At 47.5% G+C, this 19255-nt stretch carries 12 protein-coding genes; 8 read left to right on the top strand and 4 right to left on the bottom strand.

Annotated elements, in window-relative coordinates:
- The first annotated feature begins 229 nt into the window (after positions 1 to 229).
- A complete protein-coding gene (locus ACFTRD_RS02835) occupies positions 230 to 1726 on the top strand; it encodes a serine hydrolase (protein ID WP_379377655.1) in 1497 nt (498 codons plus the stop codon).
- A gap of 43 nt (positions 1727 to 1769) precedes the next feature.
- Here the strand turns inward: ACFTRD_RS02835 and ACFTRD_RS02830 are convergent, their stop codons facing one another.
- Positions 1770 to 3692 (bottom strand): ABC transporter substrate-binding protein, encoded by a 1923-nt coding sequence (locus ACFTRD_RS02830; protein WP_379377654.1) that lies wholly within the window; start codon positions 3690 to 3692, stop codon positions 1770 to 1772.
- Positions 3693 to 3824: 132 nt separating this feature from the next.
- On the opposite strand from ACFTRD_RS02830, the gene ACFTRD_RS02825 reads away from it, so the two are divergent.
- A complete protein-coding gene (locus ACFTRD_RS02825; RefSeq protein WP_379377653.1) occupies positions 3825 to 5075 on the top strand; it encodes an MDR family MFS transporter in 1251 nt (416 codons plus the stop codon).
- 90 nt (positions 5076 to 5165) lie between these two features.
- A complete protein-coding gene (locus tag ACFTRD_RS02820) occupies positions 5166 to 7340 on the top strand; it encodes a serine hydrolase domain-containing protein (RefSeq protein WP_379377652.1) in 2175 nt (724 codons plus the stop codon).
- A 149-nt stretch (positions 7341 to 7489) separates the two neighbouring features.
- Here the strand turns inward: ACFTRD_RS02820 and ACFTRD_RS02815 are convergent, their stop codons facing one another.
- Both ACFTRD_RS02815 and ACFTRD_RS02810 read right to left on the bottom strand, forming a co-directional pair.
- Positions 7490 to 8545 (bottom strand): hypothetical protein, encoded by a 1056-nt coding sequence (locus ACFTRD_RS02815; RefSeq protein WP_379377651.1) that lies wholly within the window; start codon positions 8543 to 8545, stop codon positions 7490 to 7492.
- On the bottom strand, positions 8545 to 10383 hold the full coding sequence (locus ACFTRD_RS02810) for an HSP90 family protein (protein ID WP_379377650.1): 1839 nt from the start codon (positions 10381 to 10383) through the stop codon (positions 8545 to 8547). Before ACFTRD_RS02810 ends, ACFTRD_RS02815 begins: the two co-directional genes overlap by 1 nt.
- 445 nt (positions 10384 to 10828) lie before the next feature.
- Here ACFTRD_RS02810 and ACFTRD_RS02805 point away from each other — a divergent pair, with 445 nt between their 5' ends.
- The 3 genes from ACFTRD_RS02805 (at position 10829) to ACFTRD_RS02795 (ending at position 14083) form a co-directional block, all read left to right on the top strand.
- The gene (locus tag ACFTRD_RS02805) at positions 10829 to 11734 is read left to right on the top strand and encodes an ABC transporter ATP-binding protein (RefSeq protein WP_379377649.1); all 906 of its coding nucleotides are present in this window, start codon (positions 10829 to 10831) and stop codon (positions 11732 to 11734) included.
- Positions 11727 to 12560, top strand: coding sequence for an ABC transporter permease subunit (locus ACFTRD_RS02800; protein WP_379377648.1), 834 nt, complete (start codon positions 11727 to 11729; stop codon positions 12558 to 12560). Before ACFTRD_RS02805 ends, ACFTRD_RS02800 begins: the two co-directional genes overlap by 8 nt.
- 236 nt (positions 12561 to 12796) lie before the next feature.
- Positions 12797 to 14083: a DUF5050 domain-containing protein gene (locus ACFTRD_RS02795; protein ID WP_379377647.1), complete on the top strand. Its 1287-nt coding sequence runs from the start codon at positions 12797 to 12799 to the stop codon at positions 14081 to 14083.
- A gap of 221 nt (positions 14084 to 14304) precedes the next feature.
- Here ACFTRD_RS02795 and ACFTRD_RS02790 read toward each other — a convergent pair whose 3' ends face one another.
- On the bottom strand, positions 14305 to 14877 hold the full coding sequence (locus ACFTRD_RS02790) for a GbsR/MarR family transcriptional regulator (RefSeq protein WP_379377646.1): 573 nt from the start codon (positions 14875 to 14877) through the stop codon (positions 14305 to 14307).
- A 496-nt stretch (positions 14878 to 15373) separates the two neighbouring features.
- Here ACFTRD_RS02790 and ACFTRD_RS02785 point away from each other — a divergent pair, with 496 nt between their 5' ends.
- Complete coding sequence (locus tag ACFTRD_RS02785) at positions 15374 to 16603, top strand: quaternary amine ABC transporter ATP-binding protein (RefSeq protein WP_062323694.1); 1230 nt, start codon at positions 15374 to 15376, stop codon at positions 16601 to 16603.
- Positions 16569 to 19160: a glycine betaine ABC transporter substrate-binding protein gene (locus ACFTRD_RS02780; protein WP_379377645.1), complete on the top strand. Its 2592-nt coding sequence runs from the start codon at positions 16569 to 16571 to the stop codon at positions 19158 to 19160. The genes ACFTRD_RS02785 and ACFTRD_RS02780 overlap by 35 nt, the downstream gene beginning before the upstream one ends.
- Positions 19161 to 19255 lie beyond the last annotated feature (95 nt).

The following is a 19255-nucleotide window of genomic DNA, read 5'->3' as shown; positions in this document are numbered from 1 at the left end:
TACTTGATTAGTACATGTTATGAGGGACTTGTTCGATATATGCGGACTAGTTTGACAAGCATGCCACTGTCCATGCTGTGAACACTCCATTTTGTAACAAAATCAGTCTCGGGTAGGATGTAAAAACCAACCAAAATCTTCATAGTAAATACAGATAACAACTCAACCAACGCTATTACATACCAGGCTTAACTGATGTACAAAGTCTATTTTTAATTGGAGGAAAACGATGAACACAACTTATCTTCACGCAAGGCTGGATGGACTGGATCATTTTGTGGAAGAACAGCTGCAACAATGGAAAGGTGTAGGTTTGGCGGTAGCGGTCATCCACAAGGATGAAGTCATTTTGCAAAAAGGGTACGGTTATCGCGATCTGGAGTCCAAACTGGAGGTTACCCCGAATACTCTGTTTGCCATCGGTTCAAGTAGCAAAGCTTTTACAGCGGCAACCGCTGCCCTTCTCGTCGATCAGGATATGCTGAAGTGGGACACGCCTGTTAGAACGTATTTGAAAGACTTCAAAATGTTCGATCCGGTTGCCACGGAACGTCTGACCATTCGCGATATGCTCTGTCACCGCTCCGGACTTCCGAGGCACGAGATGGTGTGGTATAACTCATCCCGGAGCAGAGAAGAACTCGTAAACGCGCTTCAGTATCTGGAGCCCAATGAGGACTTTCGGAATAAATGGCAGTACCAGAACCTGATGTATATGGCGGCTGGTTATCTGGTGGGTCAGCTAAAAGGAACTTCATGGGAGAATGTTGTTCAGGAGTCCCTGTTTAACCCTCTCGGGATGAATTCAAGTGTCTTCTCTGTCGATGAGATGCAGCTTCAACCCGATTTTGCCCTGCCTTATATGGAAAAAGACGGGCAGAACATAAGAATACCTTTTCGGAAAATTGATGCCGTAGGTCCTGCTGGCTCCATTAACAGCAATCTGGTTGATATGATCGCATGGGTTCAATTCCAATTGAAACAAGGGCAACTTGACGGGAAACAACTGATTTCCAAGGAACAAATGGCTACTCTGCACAGACCGCAAATGCCTTGCGATTCACCGTTCCAAGGGACAGAGCTTCCGGTTAGCACTTACGGTCTCGGCTGGTTCATCGAACCTTATCGCGGACACGCCATGATTCATCACGGTGGAGCAATCGATGGATTCGCTTCACAGGTTGCCTTTTTACCGGAGGAACAGATCGGTGTCGTAGTCCTTAGTAATACCAACGGGAGCATTGTTCCCTACACAACTGCTTTTAACATCATCGATCGTCTGCTTGGACTGGAGGCCGTGGACTGGAGCAGCAAATTAACCAAACTCATAACCGGGGAATCGACTGAATCCGAAGAAGTCGCCGCAACATCTCTAGAAAATCCAACAACGCCAGAAACCCCGGCAGAGGAGAAAACGGAGGAACCTCAAGTTCATCCCCATGATCGGCCTGTAACTGCATATGTGGGAACCTTCACCCATCCGGGTTATGGCGAATTAACCATTCAACAGACGAATGAAGGACTACAGACCATCCTTAATGCGATCGAAATGCCTATGGAATACACCGGAAAAGATACTTTTGCCGTTGAACTCGTCCTGTTTGGCCTGAAGCTTACGTTTACGTTCAAGACGGATGAACATGATAGCATCAACGCTCTATCCATTCCGTTTCTGCTTGAGCCGGGTACAACGCCCATAGAATTTAAGAAGTCACCTTCAGTCTAAAAAAACATCCTTAACGGCCTATCCCATTGTAGTGACCAAACCCTTACCACAATGGGATATACGCCGGATAACTCCCAGTACCTTCGTCCGTAACCGGACTGCGCTTCACCCATAATCGACGCAAATCAGGCATGCCAAATGCCCTTACACGGTAATCCTGAAGCGAGGCATGGTGCGCATGCTCTTCCCTGAAGCTGTACGCAGGCAGTAACAACGCCTCTTGAATGAGTCGATGCTCCAACAGCAATAGCGTACGCAATCGCTCCGTAGTATCCCGAATCATAACGACGTGTCTGCATTCGTTTTCCAACTCCCTTTTTCGTTGGTCATCAAGCGCAATCAGAAGTAACGTATTCTGGAACGTATACATCGTTAGCAGGCTCAGTGTGAGATGTTCATCGAACACCTCACCCGTGTAGATCAAATCGCAAGAAGAAAACTCATCATGGTATACGGCATTTACCGGATTACCTGGCATAACATGCACCTTCAGTCCAATCATCTCACAGCGCTGTGCAAACCAGACCATGTCTGCCTCCATTTTCTCACCCTCCTCTACCCACACCTCCATGATTTGGCCTGCGTAGCAGCTGCGTTGTAATAGCTTAGAAGCTCGTGCAAGAGAAGAATCAGCAGAAGGTTCAGGTCGCGGCTTCGATGCCTGTGGAAGAAACAGATGCTCGTGCTCAGATTGCTCTGGAGAGTCCATGGGTACATTTTGTTCCGAATGCTCATTTTTATCTGTTGGTCCAGTCATCCACTGTTCCCCGGACTCGTCCCGAACCAGGCTATAGGCAGCCTGTACACTTGTGCGTGCCAAGGCCTCCACCATCTCCTGTGGGTCCATGAGGTGCTGAACAGCCTGGCGAAAGTATAGATCCTGCTGCGGGCCTTCTTTTCGCATATTAAACGTCATGTACACACCGCCCTGAACCTCATGCTGTACTGAACGAGCTTGTCCGTCCGGAAACAAGTCCTGTTTGATCACCGACTCCACCAGACCCGACTGGGGAAGCTGCCATATTTCAACCCGATCAATGAACGCCCTGCCCCTGAAATAGGATGGAAAAACGTCCAGGACAAGCAGCTTGGGATGATTGCGCGTCAACCGGTAAGGTCCCGTACCAATCGGATGCATCGGGTCCAGCTCCATATCACGGGGCAAGATGGAAGCACTCATGCTGCTCATCAGATCCGGAAACATATAGTTGGAGAACCGTAACGCAAAGCGCACCGTAAGCTCATCCAACGTCTCTATCCGATGAATCGAGTCAAAAAGCGGCCTGCAAGGGCTCTCCTGAGCTGAAAGAATCCGTTCAAACGTATATCTAACGTCCTCTGCATCGAGTATCTTGCCATGATGAAACCGTATGCCCTTGTGCAAATAAAATGTCCACACCGTTCCCTCCTGGTTGCTCTCCCATGCAACAGCAAGGCTCGGTTCACAAACCTGGCGTTCAGCGTTGTACTGTACCAAGCGATCAAATACCTCCGCAATAATTCCAACTTCTCCCCACATGGCAGCTTGCGTTGGGTCCAGTGTCTCAAAGGGAGTTTCCTGTGGAATACGCAGCGTATCCATTCTTCCACGAGCATCTTGATCAGAACGCAGACCGAACTGGCCCTGTAATCCTTGCATCAACATTTCTCTCATCGAAAATGGCATTGTTGAAGCCAGCACGTAGGCATCCTCCAACTTGTTCCCCTGCAGGAGTTGGTCGAACCGTTCCTGAGCAGCCTGAAGCAGCGGCAGGTAAAAGACGAGCACTGATTTTCTGCCTCTGCCACGTTGTGGACTCCAGTTGATCCAGCCATGATTCATGAATTTATTCATAATCAGATTCATATTGCGCATTGTACAACATAAATGTTCCGCAAGTTCACCAATCGTTGTGTGTATTTCCTCCTCCTCATCTGCGTTCGGAAAGGCCTTACGCAACTGTATGTAATGTTCGATGACCTCCACAAATCCCCCACCTTTTCCTGCCCTGATTAAAATACGAAATACATCTTTGTGCGTTTACAGTTTTTCTTCAGGTTTTCCTCCATTATACTCAGGTACATCGACAAGACCAGCAGGAGAGGAAGAGAGTTACATATGAAATACACTGAATTGCACCGCAACATCAAAATTCGCATCATTACTGATTTTTTCACGGATCTGACTCAGAAATCCATCATTCCTTTTATGGCGATCTACCTGAGCGTCCAAATTGGTGCAGGCTGGGCGGGCATGCTGCTAACCGTCAATATTGTGGCCTCCATGATCGTTGGCTTGGGTGCAGGGTACTGGTCTGACCGAATCGGCCGAAAGAAACTGATGGTGATCGCCCAAAGTATGCAAGTATTCGCCCTGTTCTGGCTGGCCGCTGCCAACTCGCCTTGGATGGATTCAGTGCTTTTGACTTGTGTCATGTTTCTGCTCAGCAGTGTCAGTTCAGGTATCACCATGCCCATTGCCAATGCCATGATTGTGGACGTGAGCAATGAACATGAACGTCAGTATGTGTACGGACTGCAATATTGGACCACCAACGTTGCCGTTACGATCGGTGCGCTGATGGGCGGGTTATTATTCGAGTCCTTCCGCTTTATTTTGTTCAGTCTGGTAGGGCTGGAGAGTCTGGTTACACTATTTATCCTCTTGTTTTATATTCACGAAACAATGGATAAAACACACTCGAATAAAACGGATGCTCCAATAAGGAAGAATATGCTGAGTACTTATTGTGGTGTATTTAATGACCGACGTTTTATGGTGTTTTTCACCGCAACGGTGCTGGCTGTTGCGCTGGAATTCCAATTGGATAAATACATCGCCGTTCGTCTGAAAAGTGAATTCAGTGCCCAACTGTTCAGTTGGGACATCACCGGACTGCAGATGTTCAGTCTGATCATGGCCATCAACACTGTACTCGTAGCCTTGGTGGCCTTTCCATTCTCGAAATGGATGGGTTGCTTCCAATCCGGTTCTATCATGACGATTGGCATGTGTATGTACACCGCCGGTTTCAGTATGCTCGCTTTTAGTAACTGGGCCTGGCTGCTTATCACATCTGCTGTACTGCTGACCATTGGTGAACTCATGTATGCTCCTGTACGTCAGGTGCTGCTTGCTGGCATGATTCCCGATTCGGACCGTGCTGCCTATATGGCTGTCGATGGTATGAGTTATAACGCGGCCGCTCTGCTGGGTAGTCTTGGGCTGTCGATTGGGGCCTTTCTGCCTTCATATGCCATGGCCATCCTGTATGTATTGATGGGTCTCGGTGCACTCGTATTTTTTCGACGGTCGCTTCGGCCTTCAGCGGGTCAAAGTGACCTACGGTTACGTGCAGATGCCTCTTGACTTTCTACTATCGTGAAACCTAAAGAGTCAGTAATCAGTAATACACGGTGAAGTCTAATTTTGTAAAATTTTCTTAAAAGGAGTGTTTGCATGCATTTATCCAATCGAAGCACCCGCTTCAGGCTCACCTCCCTAACCGGGGCGCTCATGGCGCTGGTCCTTTCCCTCAGTCTATGGGCACCCGCCGTGCAGGCGGAGACCGCATCTGCTGTGGTCAACGAAAAAGGGAAAGCAACAGCTCTGACGAGCGAATCAGCCACAGCATTTCTCGACACATTCTTTGATTCCCCCGAAGCCAAGGCCCAATATGTTGGTGCTTCCGTGGTCGTCGTCAAAGATGGAAAAGTTATGGCTGAGAAAGGGTATGGTTATTCTGATCTGGAGAGCAAAACGCCCGTAGATCCGAAAAGCACCACCTTTCGCATAGCCTCGGTCTCCAAAACGTTCACGGCAGCAGCTGTCATGCAGCTCGTGGAGCAAGGCAAGGTGGATTTAAAAGCTGATTTTCAGACCTATGTGAAGGGGCTGGAATTCGATAATCCTTTTGACAAACCTGTAACGGTGGAGAATCTGCTTACACATACCACTGGATTCGAGATTCGCGACCCGCAGCAGGAAGACATCCATGATGACTTCGACAAAATCGTATCGATGGAGGATTATGCAAAGTTACATATGCCACCTGTCGTTAGGGAACCTGGTAGCGCCTACATGTATGATAACTTCTCCTTCCTGCTGCTTGGCATGATTGTGGAGAATGTCGGCGGCGAGCCGTTCGAGACGTATATGCAGCAACATATCTTCAAACCTCTGGGTATGGATAACAGCAGTTTTATGCTGAACGGCAAGTTCAAAAACCAACTTGCAACGGCCTATGATGCGGCCCATAATCCACTGGATCTGTACACCCTTTCCCCAACGCCTATGCCCCAAGGCGGCATGCTGTCAACGGCTGAGGATATTGGGAATTTCATGATCGCTTTCCTGAATAATGGTGTGAAGGATAACGAACGTATTTGGAAAGAATCTACAGTAAAAAGCATGGAACAATACCGCTCGTCCATTCATCCGCTGTTACCTGACACCACTTATGGGTTCGAAGCTGCTTTTCAGCTTCCGGGTGCAGGCAGCAGTTCCAAAATTATTACCAAAGCAGGCGACATCAATGGATTTAGCTCTTATCTCTTCCTAATTCCTGAGCAAAACACAGGTGTCTTCCTTACCTACAACCAGACGGGAGCACTTCGTAATCTGTTCTATCCGGCCTTTATCCAGACGTTCTTCCCGCAATATGCGGAGCCGGTCAAGTTCAAGGAGTATACGCCTCAATCTGCGGATGAACTGCAACGCTTCGCTGGGCTTTACGCAGATCTGCGACTCAGCACCATTGTCAGTTCCCTGAAAGAAAGCGGCAACGAGCCCGGACAATTGAGTATTTCAGATGTTTTTCTGGGCTCACGTAACCTGATTCAGATTGAAGATCATCTCTTCAAGGATGCATTAACAGGCCAATTCACGGCGTTCAAGGAAAATGCTGATGGAACCATCTATATGAAAGAACCTTACCTCAATCCATTCGGATATGAGAAGAAAGGGCAGAAACCTCAAGGCTTCCGTGATGTCCGTGCGAACAGTCCGTATGCTGAGGCCATCTATGGATTACAATCGCTTGGATACTATACCAATGATGCAAGTGAAGCTTTTCAACCCAAAAATGCCGTTACACGGGCTGAATTCATTGAAGATGTGCTTAAAATGAGCGGGCTGAAAGCTAGCAAAACGACGCCACCTGCGGATACCGACTGGGCTACACACCCTGCTGCCGGTTACATTCAGCTTGGTTATGAATCCGGCATGATCACGGGTGCAGATGAGAAACAGTTCAAGCCGGATCAGATCATCACCCGTCAGGAAGCGATGGTGATGATCTGGAGAACACTCCAGCTGCAATACCCGAACGAACTGTTCGTCGATGTGAAGTTGGCCGGGCAGACAGATGCCTGGGCAGTGCCTGCGATCCAGATGATGATTAAGCTAGGCATACACGGTCCGGAAGTGAAGGTGCTGGAGGATGGATCAGTCGATTTCCTCTCACGCAAACCACTGATCCGCCAGGAGGAAGCCGCGATTATGTACCAATTGTTTACACAGCCTACCGACAAGATCGTAGCTGATCTGATGTCAAAGCAGCCGCAAGCGGAAACTTCCTTAGATGAGGAACCTGCTGAAGATACAACCGCGCCTGCAACCGTGACTCCTGAATAAGCTGAATACCAAACTGAATACCAACTTCATAATACTTACAGTATAAAAAGATAAGCAGGCTTGTTCGAAGGAGGATCTTCCTCCCCTATGAACAAGCCTGCTTTGGTTAGTGACGCTGAGTTCGTTAGCGCTTTAGTGAATTATTCTGGCTATACTTCGCCTAACATTGAAGAGACATGTTGATTGCCATTACGCTGATCATACTTCTCAGCAGATGCTTTGGCATGGGCTGCAAAATATTCAGCCAGTTTATGTAAATCTCCCGGATCTCCTTCATAGGGGAATGAAGCGGGAAGCCGCAAGCGGTATCCTGGAGATTCGTCGGCCCAGCGGCGCAGCAATTGTGCGGCTCTGGCATAGAACATCATTTTGGCAAACGGATCTTCATGATCCATCGCGAGCACCAGACTTTCTTCCAATACATCGATGCCCTTCGCCGGGTTCGTGCGTGCAAGATACTCCATCTGCTCGGCAAAGCTTTGCACAAAATCATTATGTCCTTTGATCATGCGGTAACCTTTGGGCTGATATTTGTCAGCTTCATCCATCTTGCCAAGTCGGTATAATGGCATCAAAATCTCCGATAAGGTCAGGTGCGGAATTTCGGCACAGCTCATTCGCCCTTTCAAAATGGGCTTCGCCGCTTCCAATACCTTCTCATCATCTCCAACAAGTATCCAATATCGCATGATCTCATCCTGCTCACAGGCTTCACAATCACTCATAAAGTCACGGTCCATGCTTCTGAACTTCGTATAGCTGTTTCCAGCCTCCTCCAGATCCCCAAGATCCATGGATATGCGGAAACGATAATACCAATACGAACGTTCGCTGTATCCAAATGACTTGAAGCGACGTCCGAAGTCCTCCAGCAGTTCCATCATTTTATCGCGAGACACTTCCGGGAAGCTGGATAACTCGCCCAAAATCCATTTGTACGACCACATTAACGTTTCTTCGTCATATTGTTCAGGCTGTTGATCAAACTTGCCCAGCTGCCAGGAAAAAGCAATCAGTGCTTTCATCGGATAACCGCAAAATGTCGCCGTCTCCACGATCTCCGAACGCGCCTCGTACGCTTCTTCCTCCATGCCATTCACATCGGCTACTCTTGCCGCTTGCTCCAGCATGCCCAGCTTCGCTATTCCATTTGGCAAGCCGTAGGCCTCTTCCATCAGATCCTCAAAATCCAGCTCTGTCTTCATCAGGCATCCCCCTTACTACGATCTGTATTCGCACGCAATCCCCAATCTATAAACCGAACGATGCCCTGATTCAGCACCTCAAGCTCCTGCCGATTCATCGCATAATGACCCATCATCAGCGCGTTGACATACAACATCTCCATGGCAATCGGGGTCATTTGGGCATCTGGTGCCGTCAGTACTCGCTGAATAATAGGATTGTTAATGTTCAGATACAAGGTTGAATATCCTGCGGAACTAATCCCTGAAGACAATGAACCAAGGACAGAAGAGAACAACTCTGTACTCTCCTCGCTTGCTTTTTCCAATGCACGGAGCGTGGAAGACTCCTGCGAGAGTGTGAACAACACAGGCAAATCCGCTGGCTTAAACCCTTTGACCTCTGCACGGCAGCGGAAACGTTGTAATGCAGAATCAGCGAGGCGCAGCGCATCATAATACTGGTTCCGTTCACTCGGCGGCACGTCGGTGAAACTCATGGATACTTCATCCGGATGTAATCGTTCCGTCTTTACATGCTGTACTGCGAGTGGCAGCATCGCCATCAAATCACTGTCGTAGATGTATCCACCATTAATAACCAGCATCGATTGAGCAGAGGCGACATGGTGAATCTGGCGATACTCATCCACCGAGGTAGTGAAGTACAACGTCTCTCCCTCGTCCATTAGCTCGCCCAGTTCCCGATGACCACGAGTGCTCTCAAACGGAAGCCAGCGATGAATCATCGCGTAAAATTCCTGATCCTGCACAGCCAGTGCCTTCATCGACAGGGCATGGAGACGTATCAGCTTCTGCAACCGCTCCGTTTGGCTCTCTGCCATGTCGGCCAACCCTTGACGAAGAGCATCACCGAGTTCGGAGCGTACCTCTTCCAGCTTTTCATTTTCATAAAAATGCTCCCGTGAAGCCGTCGGTGGAAGCTCATCCGTCCAGATCAGGCATTTCACAAAGAAAGCCCAATCCGGCAAAATATTCTCGGCCTTTTCCGAGATCAGCATTCTCTTCAGATACACCCGATGGGAACGCTTGGCATTCAGATTAACGGCATGGGGCAGCACATAAGCAATGCCTCCTGTACGGCCAGAAGCGGTTGTCAGTGGAATGTAATCCTGAAACTTCTCTCCAAGCAAGCGTTCACCAAAAGCCAGCACCTCCGCTCTGCGTCCCCGCGCGAGTTCAGGCTCTATCAACCAGGTTGGCGACTGACTGTTTACGATATGCTGAACACCATCACTATGCAGCGTAACGGGATAAGGCAGCAGCGCTCCATAATAGAACAAGGCTTCGTTCACATATTCCGTATCAAAATAATGGGCCGCATCCGATGTGGAGCGCAGATACACTTTCGTCCCCGGGGACAACTGTACGTCCAATTGCCGAATCGTATACGTGCCATCCGGCTTGCCTCGCCACTCCATGGAGGGTCCGCCCTTCGCGGATTGCGTCAACATGACGATTTCATGACTCACCATGAAACAGGACAATAACCCAATTCCGAACCGCCCGATAAAAGAAGTCTCTCCATCCAGCAGAGCTTGTTGCCCCCGCTTTGAGGATTGTCCGATCATTGCCAGGAACTCATGGATATCGGCTTCAGTCAAGCCTATACCGTTGTCCTCCACCATCATCGTGCGATGCTCACCTGTTCCGGTCAGTTCCACGCGAACTTCGCCCTGAAAGCCAGGATCTGCCTCCGATCGGGCTGTAATGGCATCGGTAGCGTTCTGCATGAGTTCACGCAAAAACACTTTGGGACTGCTGTATAGATGGTTCGATAAAATCTGGATCATACCGCTCAGGTTCACTTGAAAGCGATATTCATTGGATGCTGTCATTTCGCTCACCTTCCTCATAGTCCAATACATCAGATGCCCCAGAAAGTATGTGTGCATATGATGTGTTAGACGAATAGATTATGTACTTTTTTGGAAACAGGCGTTCACCGGATGGATACGTCAAGCGGCGACGTCAAAGCGGCCCTGGTTAACCAAGACCGGCGTTAGATGAATATTCAGGCATTCCAGATATGTAAGAGGCCTTAGGTCTAATTACCACGTTATGGATGGCAATGAAACGGGATATTGCATCCTTTTAACCAGAATACATGGTAATGGGTACAGTGAAAACAAACCTGAGACCCGATTTCTCCAGACTTTAGGGTGAAGTTTCTGCATGCGTTTGGGACTTAAGAAGGAGGAAACTTTAATTTTGACATTCATTTGAACGATATGATCGGGTTGGACGTATAATCTCCAAACTCAGATCGGACGGTGAATGTACATGATTGAAGTTCGCAACATTTCCAAGCAATTTAAAGTGCATCAGGCACTGAACGATGTCAGCTTTAAGGTTGAAAAAGGTAGCGTTACCGGGCTGATTGGGCCCAACGGCTCGGGCAAAACCACCCTGATCCGCATCATGAACGGCGTTCTTGGCGCTTCGGGTGGACAAGTGAGCATTAACGGCCTTGATCCCTTCCGTGAGACGGAGAACGTACTAGCCTTATGCGGCACACTAACCGAACAGAGCGGATTGTATGAAAATATGAGCGGACGTGACAACCTGATCTTTTTCGCTGAAGCTTTCGGTGTACAACATGCCAAAGCACGAATCGAAGAACTCGTAGATCTGTTCGAATTGCAGGATTATCAGCATCGGAAAGTCGGCACCTACAGCACAGGCATGAAAAAACGCGTAGGTCTTGCGCGGGTGCTGCTGCATCGCCCTTCCATCCTCTTTCTGGATGAGCCGACCAACGGACTTGACCCTGACGGAATCCAGATGGTACTCCGTATCATTCGTCGATTGAACCAGGAGGAAAACATGACTATCCTCGTTTCGTCTCACGTGCTGTCCCAGCTCTCGGCCGTGTGTGACCGGTATATTTTTATGGAAAAGGGTCGCAAAGTGGAAGAAGGTTCGGAGCAGGAGATTGTGAACCGTTATCTGACCACACCACGAATTGAAGTTGAAGCGACCATACCGAACGGCTGGCTGTCCTTAACAGAATATATGCCGGAAGTGATCTCCGCATATAAAGCGATATTTCAGCTCCAATCCCGTGATGAGATTCCAGTTCTGCTGCGGAGATTAACAGAGTGCGGACAAGTCTATCAGGCACGAATCTTGGGCAGTGATCTGGAAAGTATTTATTTTGCTATTAGGGAGGCACACCATCATGAATAACCGCCAAGCCATACGTGCACTTGTACGCAAAGACATTCAAGCCATCACAGCCAGTGTTCAGCTCTGGTTGCCCATGTTGATCGTTCCATTGATAATTGGTATCATCATGCCCGCAGTCCTTCTGTGGACAGCCTCAAGGATGGAACTTCGTTCCCTGGGCAATATGAGCTTACTGCTTGATACACTGGATACCTTAACCCATTCCGGCCAGATCCCCCAGCTCGTTTCCATGCCTACGGATAACCATCGTATTGTCTATTATTTGGGCTTGTACATGTTTGCCCCGTTGTTTCTCATCATTCCGGTGATGGCATCCAGCATTCTGACGGCGAACAGCTTTGCAGGTGAGAAGGAACGGAAGACATTAGAAGGTCTTCTTTTCACGCCGATGAGTATGGATACGTTGTTCAAAGGAAAAGTGCTGGCTGCTCTCATTCCTTCCCTGTTGTTATCCTGGACTACATTCATCATCTACGGAATCATTGCCAATATCCTGATGTACCCAATGTTTGGGAAATGGATGTTCCCCAATCTGAACTGGATCATTCTCGTTCTCTGGGTGGTTCCGGCATGCAGTCTTGTGGTCATTTTGTTTAATGTATTGATTTCGGCCAAGGTTCGTGGATTCCAGGAAGCCTATCAACTGGGTGGATTAGTGGTCATTCCGTTGCTTGCACTGATTGCCGGTCAGGCGAGCGGCATGCTGCTAATTAGTCCATTCATGCTGCTCCTGATTGGAGCGGTGCTTCTGCTCATCAGTTTCGCTCTGCTTCGGCTGGTCACCTTGTGGAACAGCCGGCAGCAGCTGGCAGAAAGTCAGATTTAAGTTTGCACCGCGTGCATCCCCTTGCGCGCGGTGTTTTGATTTTTTTGCAGCATGTTAGACGTTGGCTATGACGGATGCAGATGCATTTCCGAGTGGGAATTTTAATAAAATTCAATTTCATATCTGTCGATCATATTTGACTAAGATGTATAACATATTTTCCATAGTTTGCCGATATAACTTAAGGTGTTAAGGTATTTATTACATACATAAAGAAGAAGGGTGACGATTGATTTATGAACAAATGGTCCTCACGGGTGCAACGTACCATCTGCGCCTTGCTGCTGTTTACGTTGCTGGCAGCAGCGACACTGGGAGGCGGGAACGCCGCGCAAGCAGCCTCGCTCAGCCAATCTACTGTGTACTATGATTCCGATGGGGTATTGTACAAAGTATCCGGTGACGGAAGTAACACAACTGAAGTCTTGCTGGATTTCGAAGGGGTTGACCTTGTCGAGGCAGGCTCTTACCTCTACTACACACAATCCAAATCGTCCACAACATTGCTTCGCGTCCCAAATGACGGATCACGTGATTCAGCCGAAACGTATGCTACAGAGGTGTTAAACTACTTTTCAGACAACGGGTTCATCTATTATATGGACACCAAAGGTGCAATTTATCGTGCGAACGGTGACAGTGAGGCTTCGACTGTCAAAAAAATTGCAGACAAAGCGGATACAGATTTTCCGCTCCTCACTGTAACGAAAGGCCGAGTATACTATAACGCGCTCGTTAACGGAAATACCTGGATCGTTTCCAAAGCATCCAATGGCAGCGGAGCCGTACAGCGGATTGCTGCAGGCGCAGTAGAAGGTCGTTATTTTATGCACCCAGCCAAAAATGAGCTTCAACTCATGGTCAATACCGACCCGTATGAACAGGTATATTCCACCAATGCTGTTGTGATGTATAAGGTTAACTACAACACAGGCAAAGCCACAGCTGTTAACCCAAAAGCAAAGCTCGATGTCAACGCAGTTTATTCTGGTGGCTGGGGCAATAACCTTTATGTGTATAACAAAGGCATCAAGTTGGACAGCAACAAGGACTATAACTATGCAATTGGCAAAGCCTATGCATTGACCGCTTCAGGCAAGACGCTCCAGGTCCACAGCAAGAGCATTCGAGAAGTGGACGCATTAGGTACAGATAAAATGATTATTGTGGATGCTGATAAAAAGGCATACGCCAAAACCATTTCTGGCAACAAGATATCTAAATCTGTCAATCTGAATCTGAGTAATGTCAGCTATGTGGGCAATCAGTTCACCAATGGCACACCAACAATGGCATACATATCGGGCACCAATGGCCTCTACTCCGTTAACCCCTCTCTCAAAGTAACCAAGCTTGCCGGAGATGAATGGGATACATTCCAGTTCATGGCGGATGTTCCGGGAATGTTCTACATCAACGCAAATGATTTGTACCGTTTGTATCACGTCCAAGCGAATGGTACAGGCAAAAAGTCGCTTAGTGATGTTTTCCTGGACGATATCCTGTTGGTAACACCTAACTAAAATCATATATATCCCAAGAAGAGGATCACCTTACAGCCCAAACGGCTCGAGGTATCCTCTTTTTTTATGGCGAAAACTTTTTTCAAAAACACCACACTTGTATGATACTTATCGCGGTGCTCAACCGGATCACTTCATTAGCATACTATGTATATTGTCTGTGCATGAGTGAAGGCACACCAAAGAACCCTTTCCAGTCTGGAGAGGGTTCTTTGGTGTTATTAATGTTCCTTAATTTCTTCCTTCGGAACCAGCTTGTATATTTCTTCATCTTCCATGGTATCTATCAATCGGTCCAACCATTTGTAATAGGCTTCTGCTTGAAGGACTTTATGCTTGTCCTCCATAAGAATGTGAAGAAGTTCAGCATCTGCTTGTTCATCCAGGTCAGAAATCAAACGATTCAATTCATCAATGGATTTGCGCAGTACCTGCAGGTTACTCTCCACGGCTTTTCTCCATTTAATCACGAAATAATCCGTAAACGTCTGATGCCAGTCATACTCCACTTCATATAGGTCTTTCCGGGAGCCTTTGCTCCATACTTTATTCACCATTTTTAGATCCAGCAGTGTGCGTACGCCGGTACTCATGCTCGTTTTGCTCATTTCCATTTCCCGGCCCATATCGTCAAGGGTCATTGGTTTGTCTGCAAAAAAAAGCAATCCATATAAGTGTCCCGTGGACAGCGTAACTCCGTAAAGATCCATATTACGTCCAATGGCTTCAATGACGCGTTTACGGATTCTGAGAACGGTTGCTTGCTGTTCCTCTTCTAAATGGTCCAAGCCCATGCTTGCAACCTCCATTCTGAACATTCCCAGTCTTGGCAAAATAAATTGCAACGGTTTAAGATCCTGCTTACATGGGAAAGTATCCTGCAGGACATCCTATATGCCAGAGGACTTTAGGCTACCCAATGTATGTTAAGGGGAACTTTACCAGGTTGCATCTGCCTACGACTATCTTTTAACCAATAAAAACAGCTTTAATTCAGCTTATTTTCTATTGTAGGAAAAGCGATATCAAATGTAAAGATGCCTTATTAGCCAAAATAAGGAGGATGACAGAGCATATGGACGGAAAACTTTGTACAGTTTTTACTGTACAAACATTATGTACTGTTTATTCAGTTGCTATACAGGTTAAGTATTGTTAGAATACAAAACGTTACCCAGAAAGACGGGAAGCGAAGCAATTACCGGATTTCGTGGCTGGGCGCACAAGTGTATGGGCTTGTGGATGCTGAAAGCCGTTCGAAGTGCACAACACATCAGAAGGGGTGAAAACATGACCATACTTGAAGTTAAGAATGTAAGTAAACTGTTTGGCCCCCAAACCGAGCAAGGGATTCAATTATTGGAGCAAGGTTGGGGTAAAGAAAAGTTGGCCAAAGAAAAACAGATAACGGTTGGTGTCAACCGGGTCAACATGGAAATTAAAGAAGGCGAAATTTTCGTCATCATGGGACTATCAGGAAGTGGTAAATCGACGCTGGTTCGGATGTTTAATCGTCTGATTGAACCGACATCGGGAGAGATTCTCGTGCATGGCAAAGATTTACGCAAGATGAACAAAGAACAATTGCGCGAAGTGCGTCGGAAAACGATCAGCATGGTGTTCCAGAAGTTTGCGTTATTCCCGCACCGTACCGTTCTCGATAATGTGGAGTATGGACTCGAGATTCAAAAGGTAGATAAAGATAAACGTCGGGAAAAAGCGAAAACCTCGCTTGAACTGGTTGGCCTTAAAGGCTGGGAAGATAAAATGCCGGATGAGCTGAGTGGCGGGATGCAGCAGCGTGTAGGTTTGGCTCGTGCGCTGGCAAATGATCCGGAAGTACTGTTAATGGATGAAGCCTTTAGTGCACTTGATCCGTTGATTCGTCGTGATATGCAGGATGAGTTGATTGAGCTTCAAGATAAAATGAAAAAGACTATTATTTTCATTACCCATGACTTGGACGAAGCGCTGCGCATCGGCGATCGCATTGCCCTCATGAAAGACGGCGCAGTCGTACAGATCGGTACTCCGGAAGAAATCATGATTCAACCGGCCAACTCATATGTGGCCCGCTTCGTCGAAGACGTGGACTTGTCCAAGGTCCTTACCGCATCTCATGTTATGCGACGTCCTGAAACGATTACGCTTGACCGTGGTCCTCGTGTTGCCCTCGAATTAATGCGCGAACGTGGTATTTCCAACCTGTTTGTCATTGACCGTTCGAAGAAGCTGCTTGGTGTCATTACAGCAGAAGATGCAACCCGTGCAATGCGCGAAAACAAAGTGTTGAACGATATTCTGATCACGGATGGGCCGACTGTATCGCCTGAAACCCTGATTCATGAATTGTTCGAAATTGTAAGTTCAGCCCATGTGCCGCTCGCTGTCGTTGGCGAAAATGGTCGTCTGCAAGGTGTTATCGTCCGCGGTGCCCTGCTTGGCGCACTTAGCGGTGAAGTTGCAGTAAAGGAGGAACTTGCAAATGATTCCCAAAATACCACTAGCATCGTGGATTGAAGCCATTGTTGACTGGATGAGCTCTTCGCTCTCCGGATTATTTAAAGTGATATCTATCGTGATTCAGGAGGTTGTCGGATTTTTCTCCGGGTTGTTCATGCTTCCCCATCCGCTTCTGTTCATTGTAATACTTGGTATACTGGCATATCTTGTTGGGCGATTACCATTAACCCTGTTTACGGTTATTGGATTTCTGCTCGTAGATAACCTCGGATATTGGTCCCAATCGATGGATACATTGGGCCTTGTTATTACGTCAGGATTAATCTCCATCCTGCTTGGTGTTCCAATCGGAATTTGGCTTGCATACAGCAGAACCGCAGCCCGGATTATTACGCCATTGCTTGACTTTATGCAGACCATGCCAGCATTTGTCTACTTGCTGCCAGCTGTAACTTTCTTCAGTCTTGGTGTGGTTCCCGGTGTTATCGCGTCCGTAATATTTGCGATTCCACCTACGATTCGCCTGACTCATCTTGGCATTAAGCAGGTATCTGGCGAACTCGTTGAGGCAGCAGATGCTTTTGGTTCCACATCCATGCAAAAGTTGTTCAAAGTACAGCTTCCTCTTGCATTGCCTACTGTCATGTCAGGGATTAACCAAACTATCATGCTGTCGCTGTCCATGGTTGTTATTGCTTCCATGATCGGTGCACAGGGTATTGGCGCGGAAGTCTATCGTGCGGTAACGCAGTTGCAGATCGGTAAAGGATTTGAAGCAGGTCTGGCTGTCGTGGTACTCGCGATTGTGCTCGACCGTTTCACGCAAAATCTGTTTATGCCAGGTCGTAAGAAGACCTCCCGCATCTCGTCGAAACAAAAAGCCTGGATTACGGCTGCGGCAGCACTGGTTGTACTCGTAGCTGGTTTCTCACAATACTTTATTGGTGGCAATAGTTCTTCTGCCGGCGGTAACAACACTTCAGCTAATGCTATTGGCGAAGAAGTCAATTATCAGATCATTGGTATCGACCCGGGTGCAGGTATTATGAAGTCCGCTGCCAAAGCCATCAATGACTATCATTTGACGGATTGGACCCTCATTGAAGGATCTGGTGCAGCGATGACGGCTACATTGGACAAAGCCCTCAAAGCTGAACAACCGATCATCATTACTGGATGGACTCCACACTGGATGTTCAACAAATATGATCTGAAATATCTGGATGATCCGGAAAAATCTTTTGGTGATGCAGAAGAAATTCATACCATCGCACGTAAAGGCTTGAAAAAGGATCACCCGGTTGCTTATGAGTTCCTGTCCCGTTTCAAGTGGACTTCTGATGAAATGGGCGAGATGATGAGCGCCATCCAAAACGGCACATCTCCAGAAGAAGCGGCTAAAAACTACGCTGAGAAACATGCAGATCAGATTAACGAATGGACCAAAGGTCTGACGCCAGTTAACGGCGATGCATTTAAACTTAGCTATGTAGCCTGGGATTCCGAAATAGCAAGTACCAACTTGCTGAAATATGTTATGGAAAACAAGCTTGGCTATAAAGTTAACGCCCTGCAGGTTGAAGCTGGACCGATGTGGACGGGTGTCGCCTCAGGCGACGTAGATGCCTCTCCAGCAGCTTGGCTGCCATTGACTCACGCTGACTACTGGGAACGTTACAAAGACCAGGTGGATGATCTGGGTGCCAACATGACCGGTGTACGTACAGGGCTCGTTGTTCCTGCGTACATGACAGACGTTAATTCGATTGCAGATCTGGAAACAGGTGCATCTTCCTCTACTCCATCGGCGAATGCCAATGTGGGAAATGAAGTAAATCATCAAATTATCGGTATCGATCCAGGTGCCGGAATCATGAAATCCACAGCTAGTGCCATTGAGAAATATGGTTTGTCTGACTGGAAACTGGTTGAAGGTTCAGGAGCTGCAATGACAGCTACGCTGGATAAAGCCGTTAAGAATAAAGATCCAATTATCGTTACCGGTTGGACACCGCATTGGATGTTCAACGCATATGACTTGAAATACCTGGACGATCCGGAAGGCGTCTATGGCGAAGCCGAACAAATTCATACCATTGCCCGTAAAGGGTTAAAGGAAGACAAACCTGTCGCTTATGAATTCCTGGATCGCTTCTCCTGGACACCTGAGGATATGGGTGAAATCATGGTCGCCATTCAGGACGGAGAGGATCCCCAAAAAGCCGCAGCAGCTTTTGCCGAAAAGCATAGCGACAAAGTGGCTGAATGGACCAAAGGTCTGACCCCGGTGAATGGAGATCCCATTAAACTGAGTTACGTAGCCTGGGACTCCGAAATTGCAAGTACCAACTTGCTGGAGTACATTTTGAAAGAAAAACTGGGTTACAAAGTAACCGCCCTTCAGGTAGAGATTGGTCCAATGTGGACCGGTATCGCCAATGGTGATGTGGATGCAACTCCAGCTGCATGGCTGCCGCTCACCTCTGCAGATTATTACAACAAGTACAAAGATCAGATCGATGATCTCGGTCCAAATATGGACGGTGCCAAAACAGGTCTGGTTGTACCAACCTATATGGACATTAGTTCTATTGAAGATTTAAAAGATAATTAAACCAGATTGAGATGGATAAACCTGAATTTGGTAAAAAGACCCTCGAAAATTTTATTTTCGGGGGTCTTTTTTTGGTATAAGTCTGTCTACTATAC

Origin of the sequence: Paenibacillus sp. NPDC056933 (genome assembly GCF_042674385.1) — a bacterium.
Classification (GTDB): domain Bacteria; phylum Bacillota; class Bacilli; order Paenibacillales; family Paenibacillaceae; genus Paenibacillus.
The sequence above is the reverse complement of the archived record's forward strand: the minus strand, read 5'-3'. Positions and strand labels throughout refer to the sequence as shown.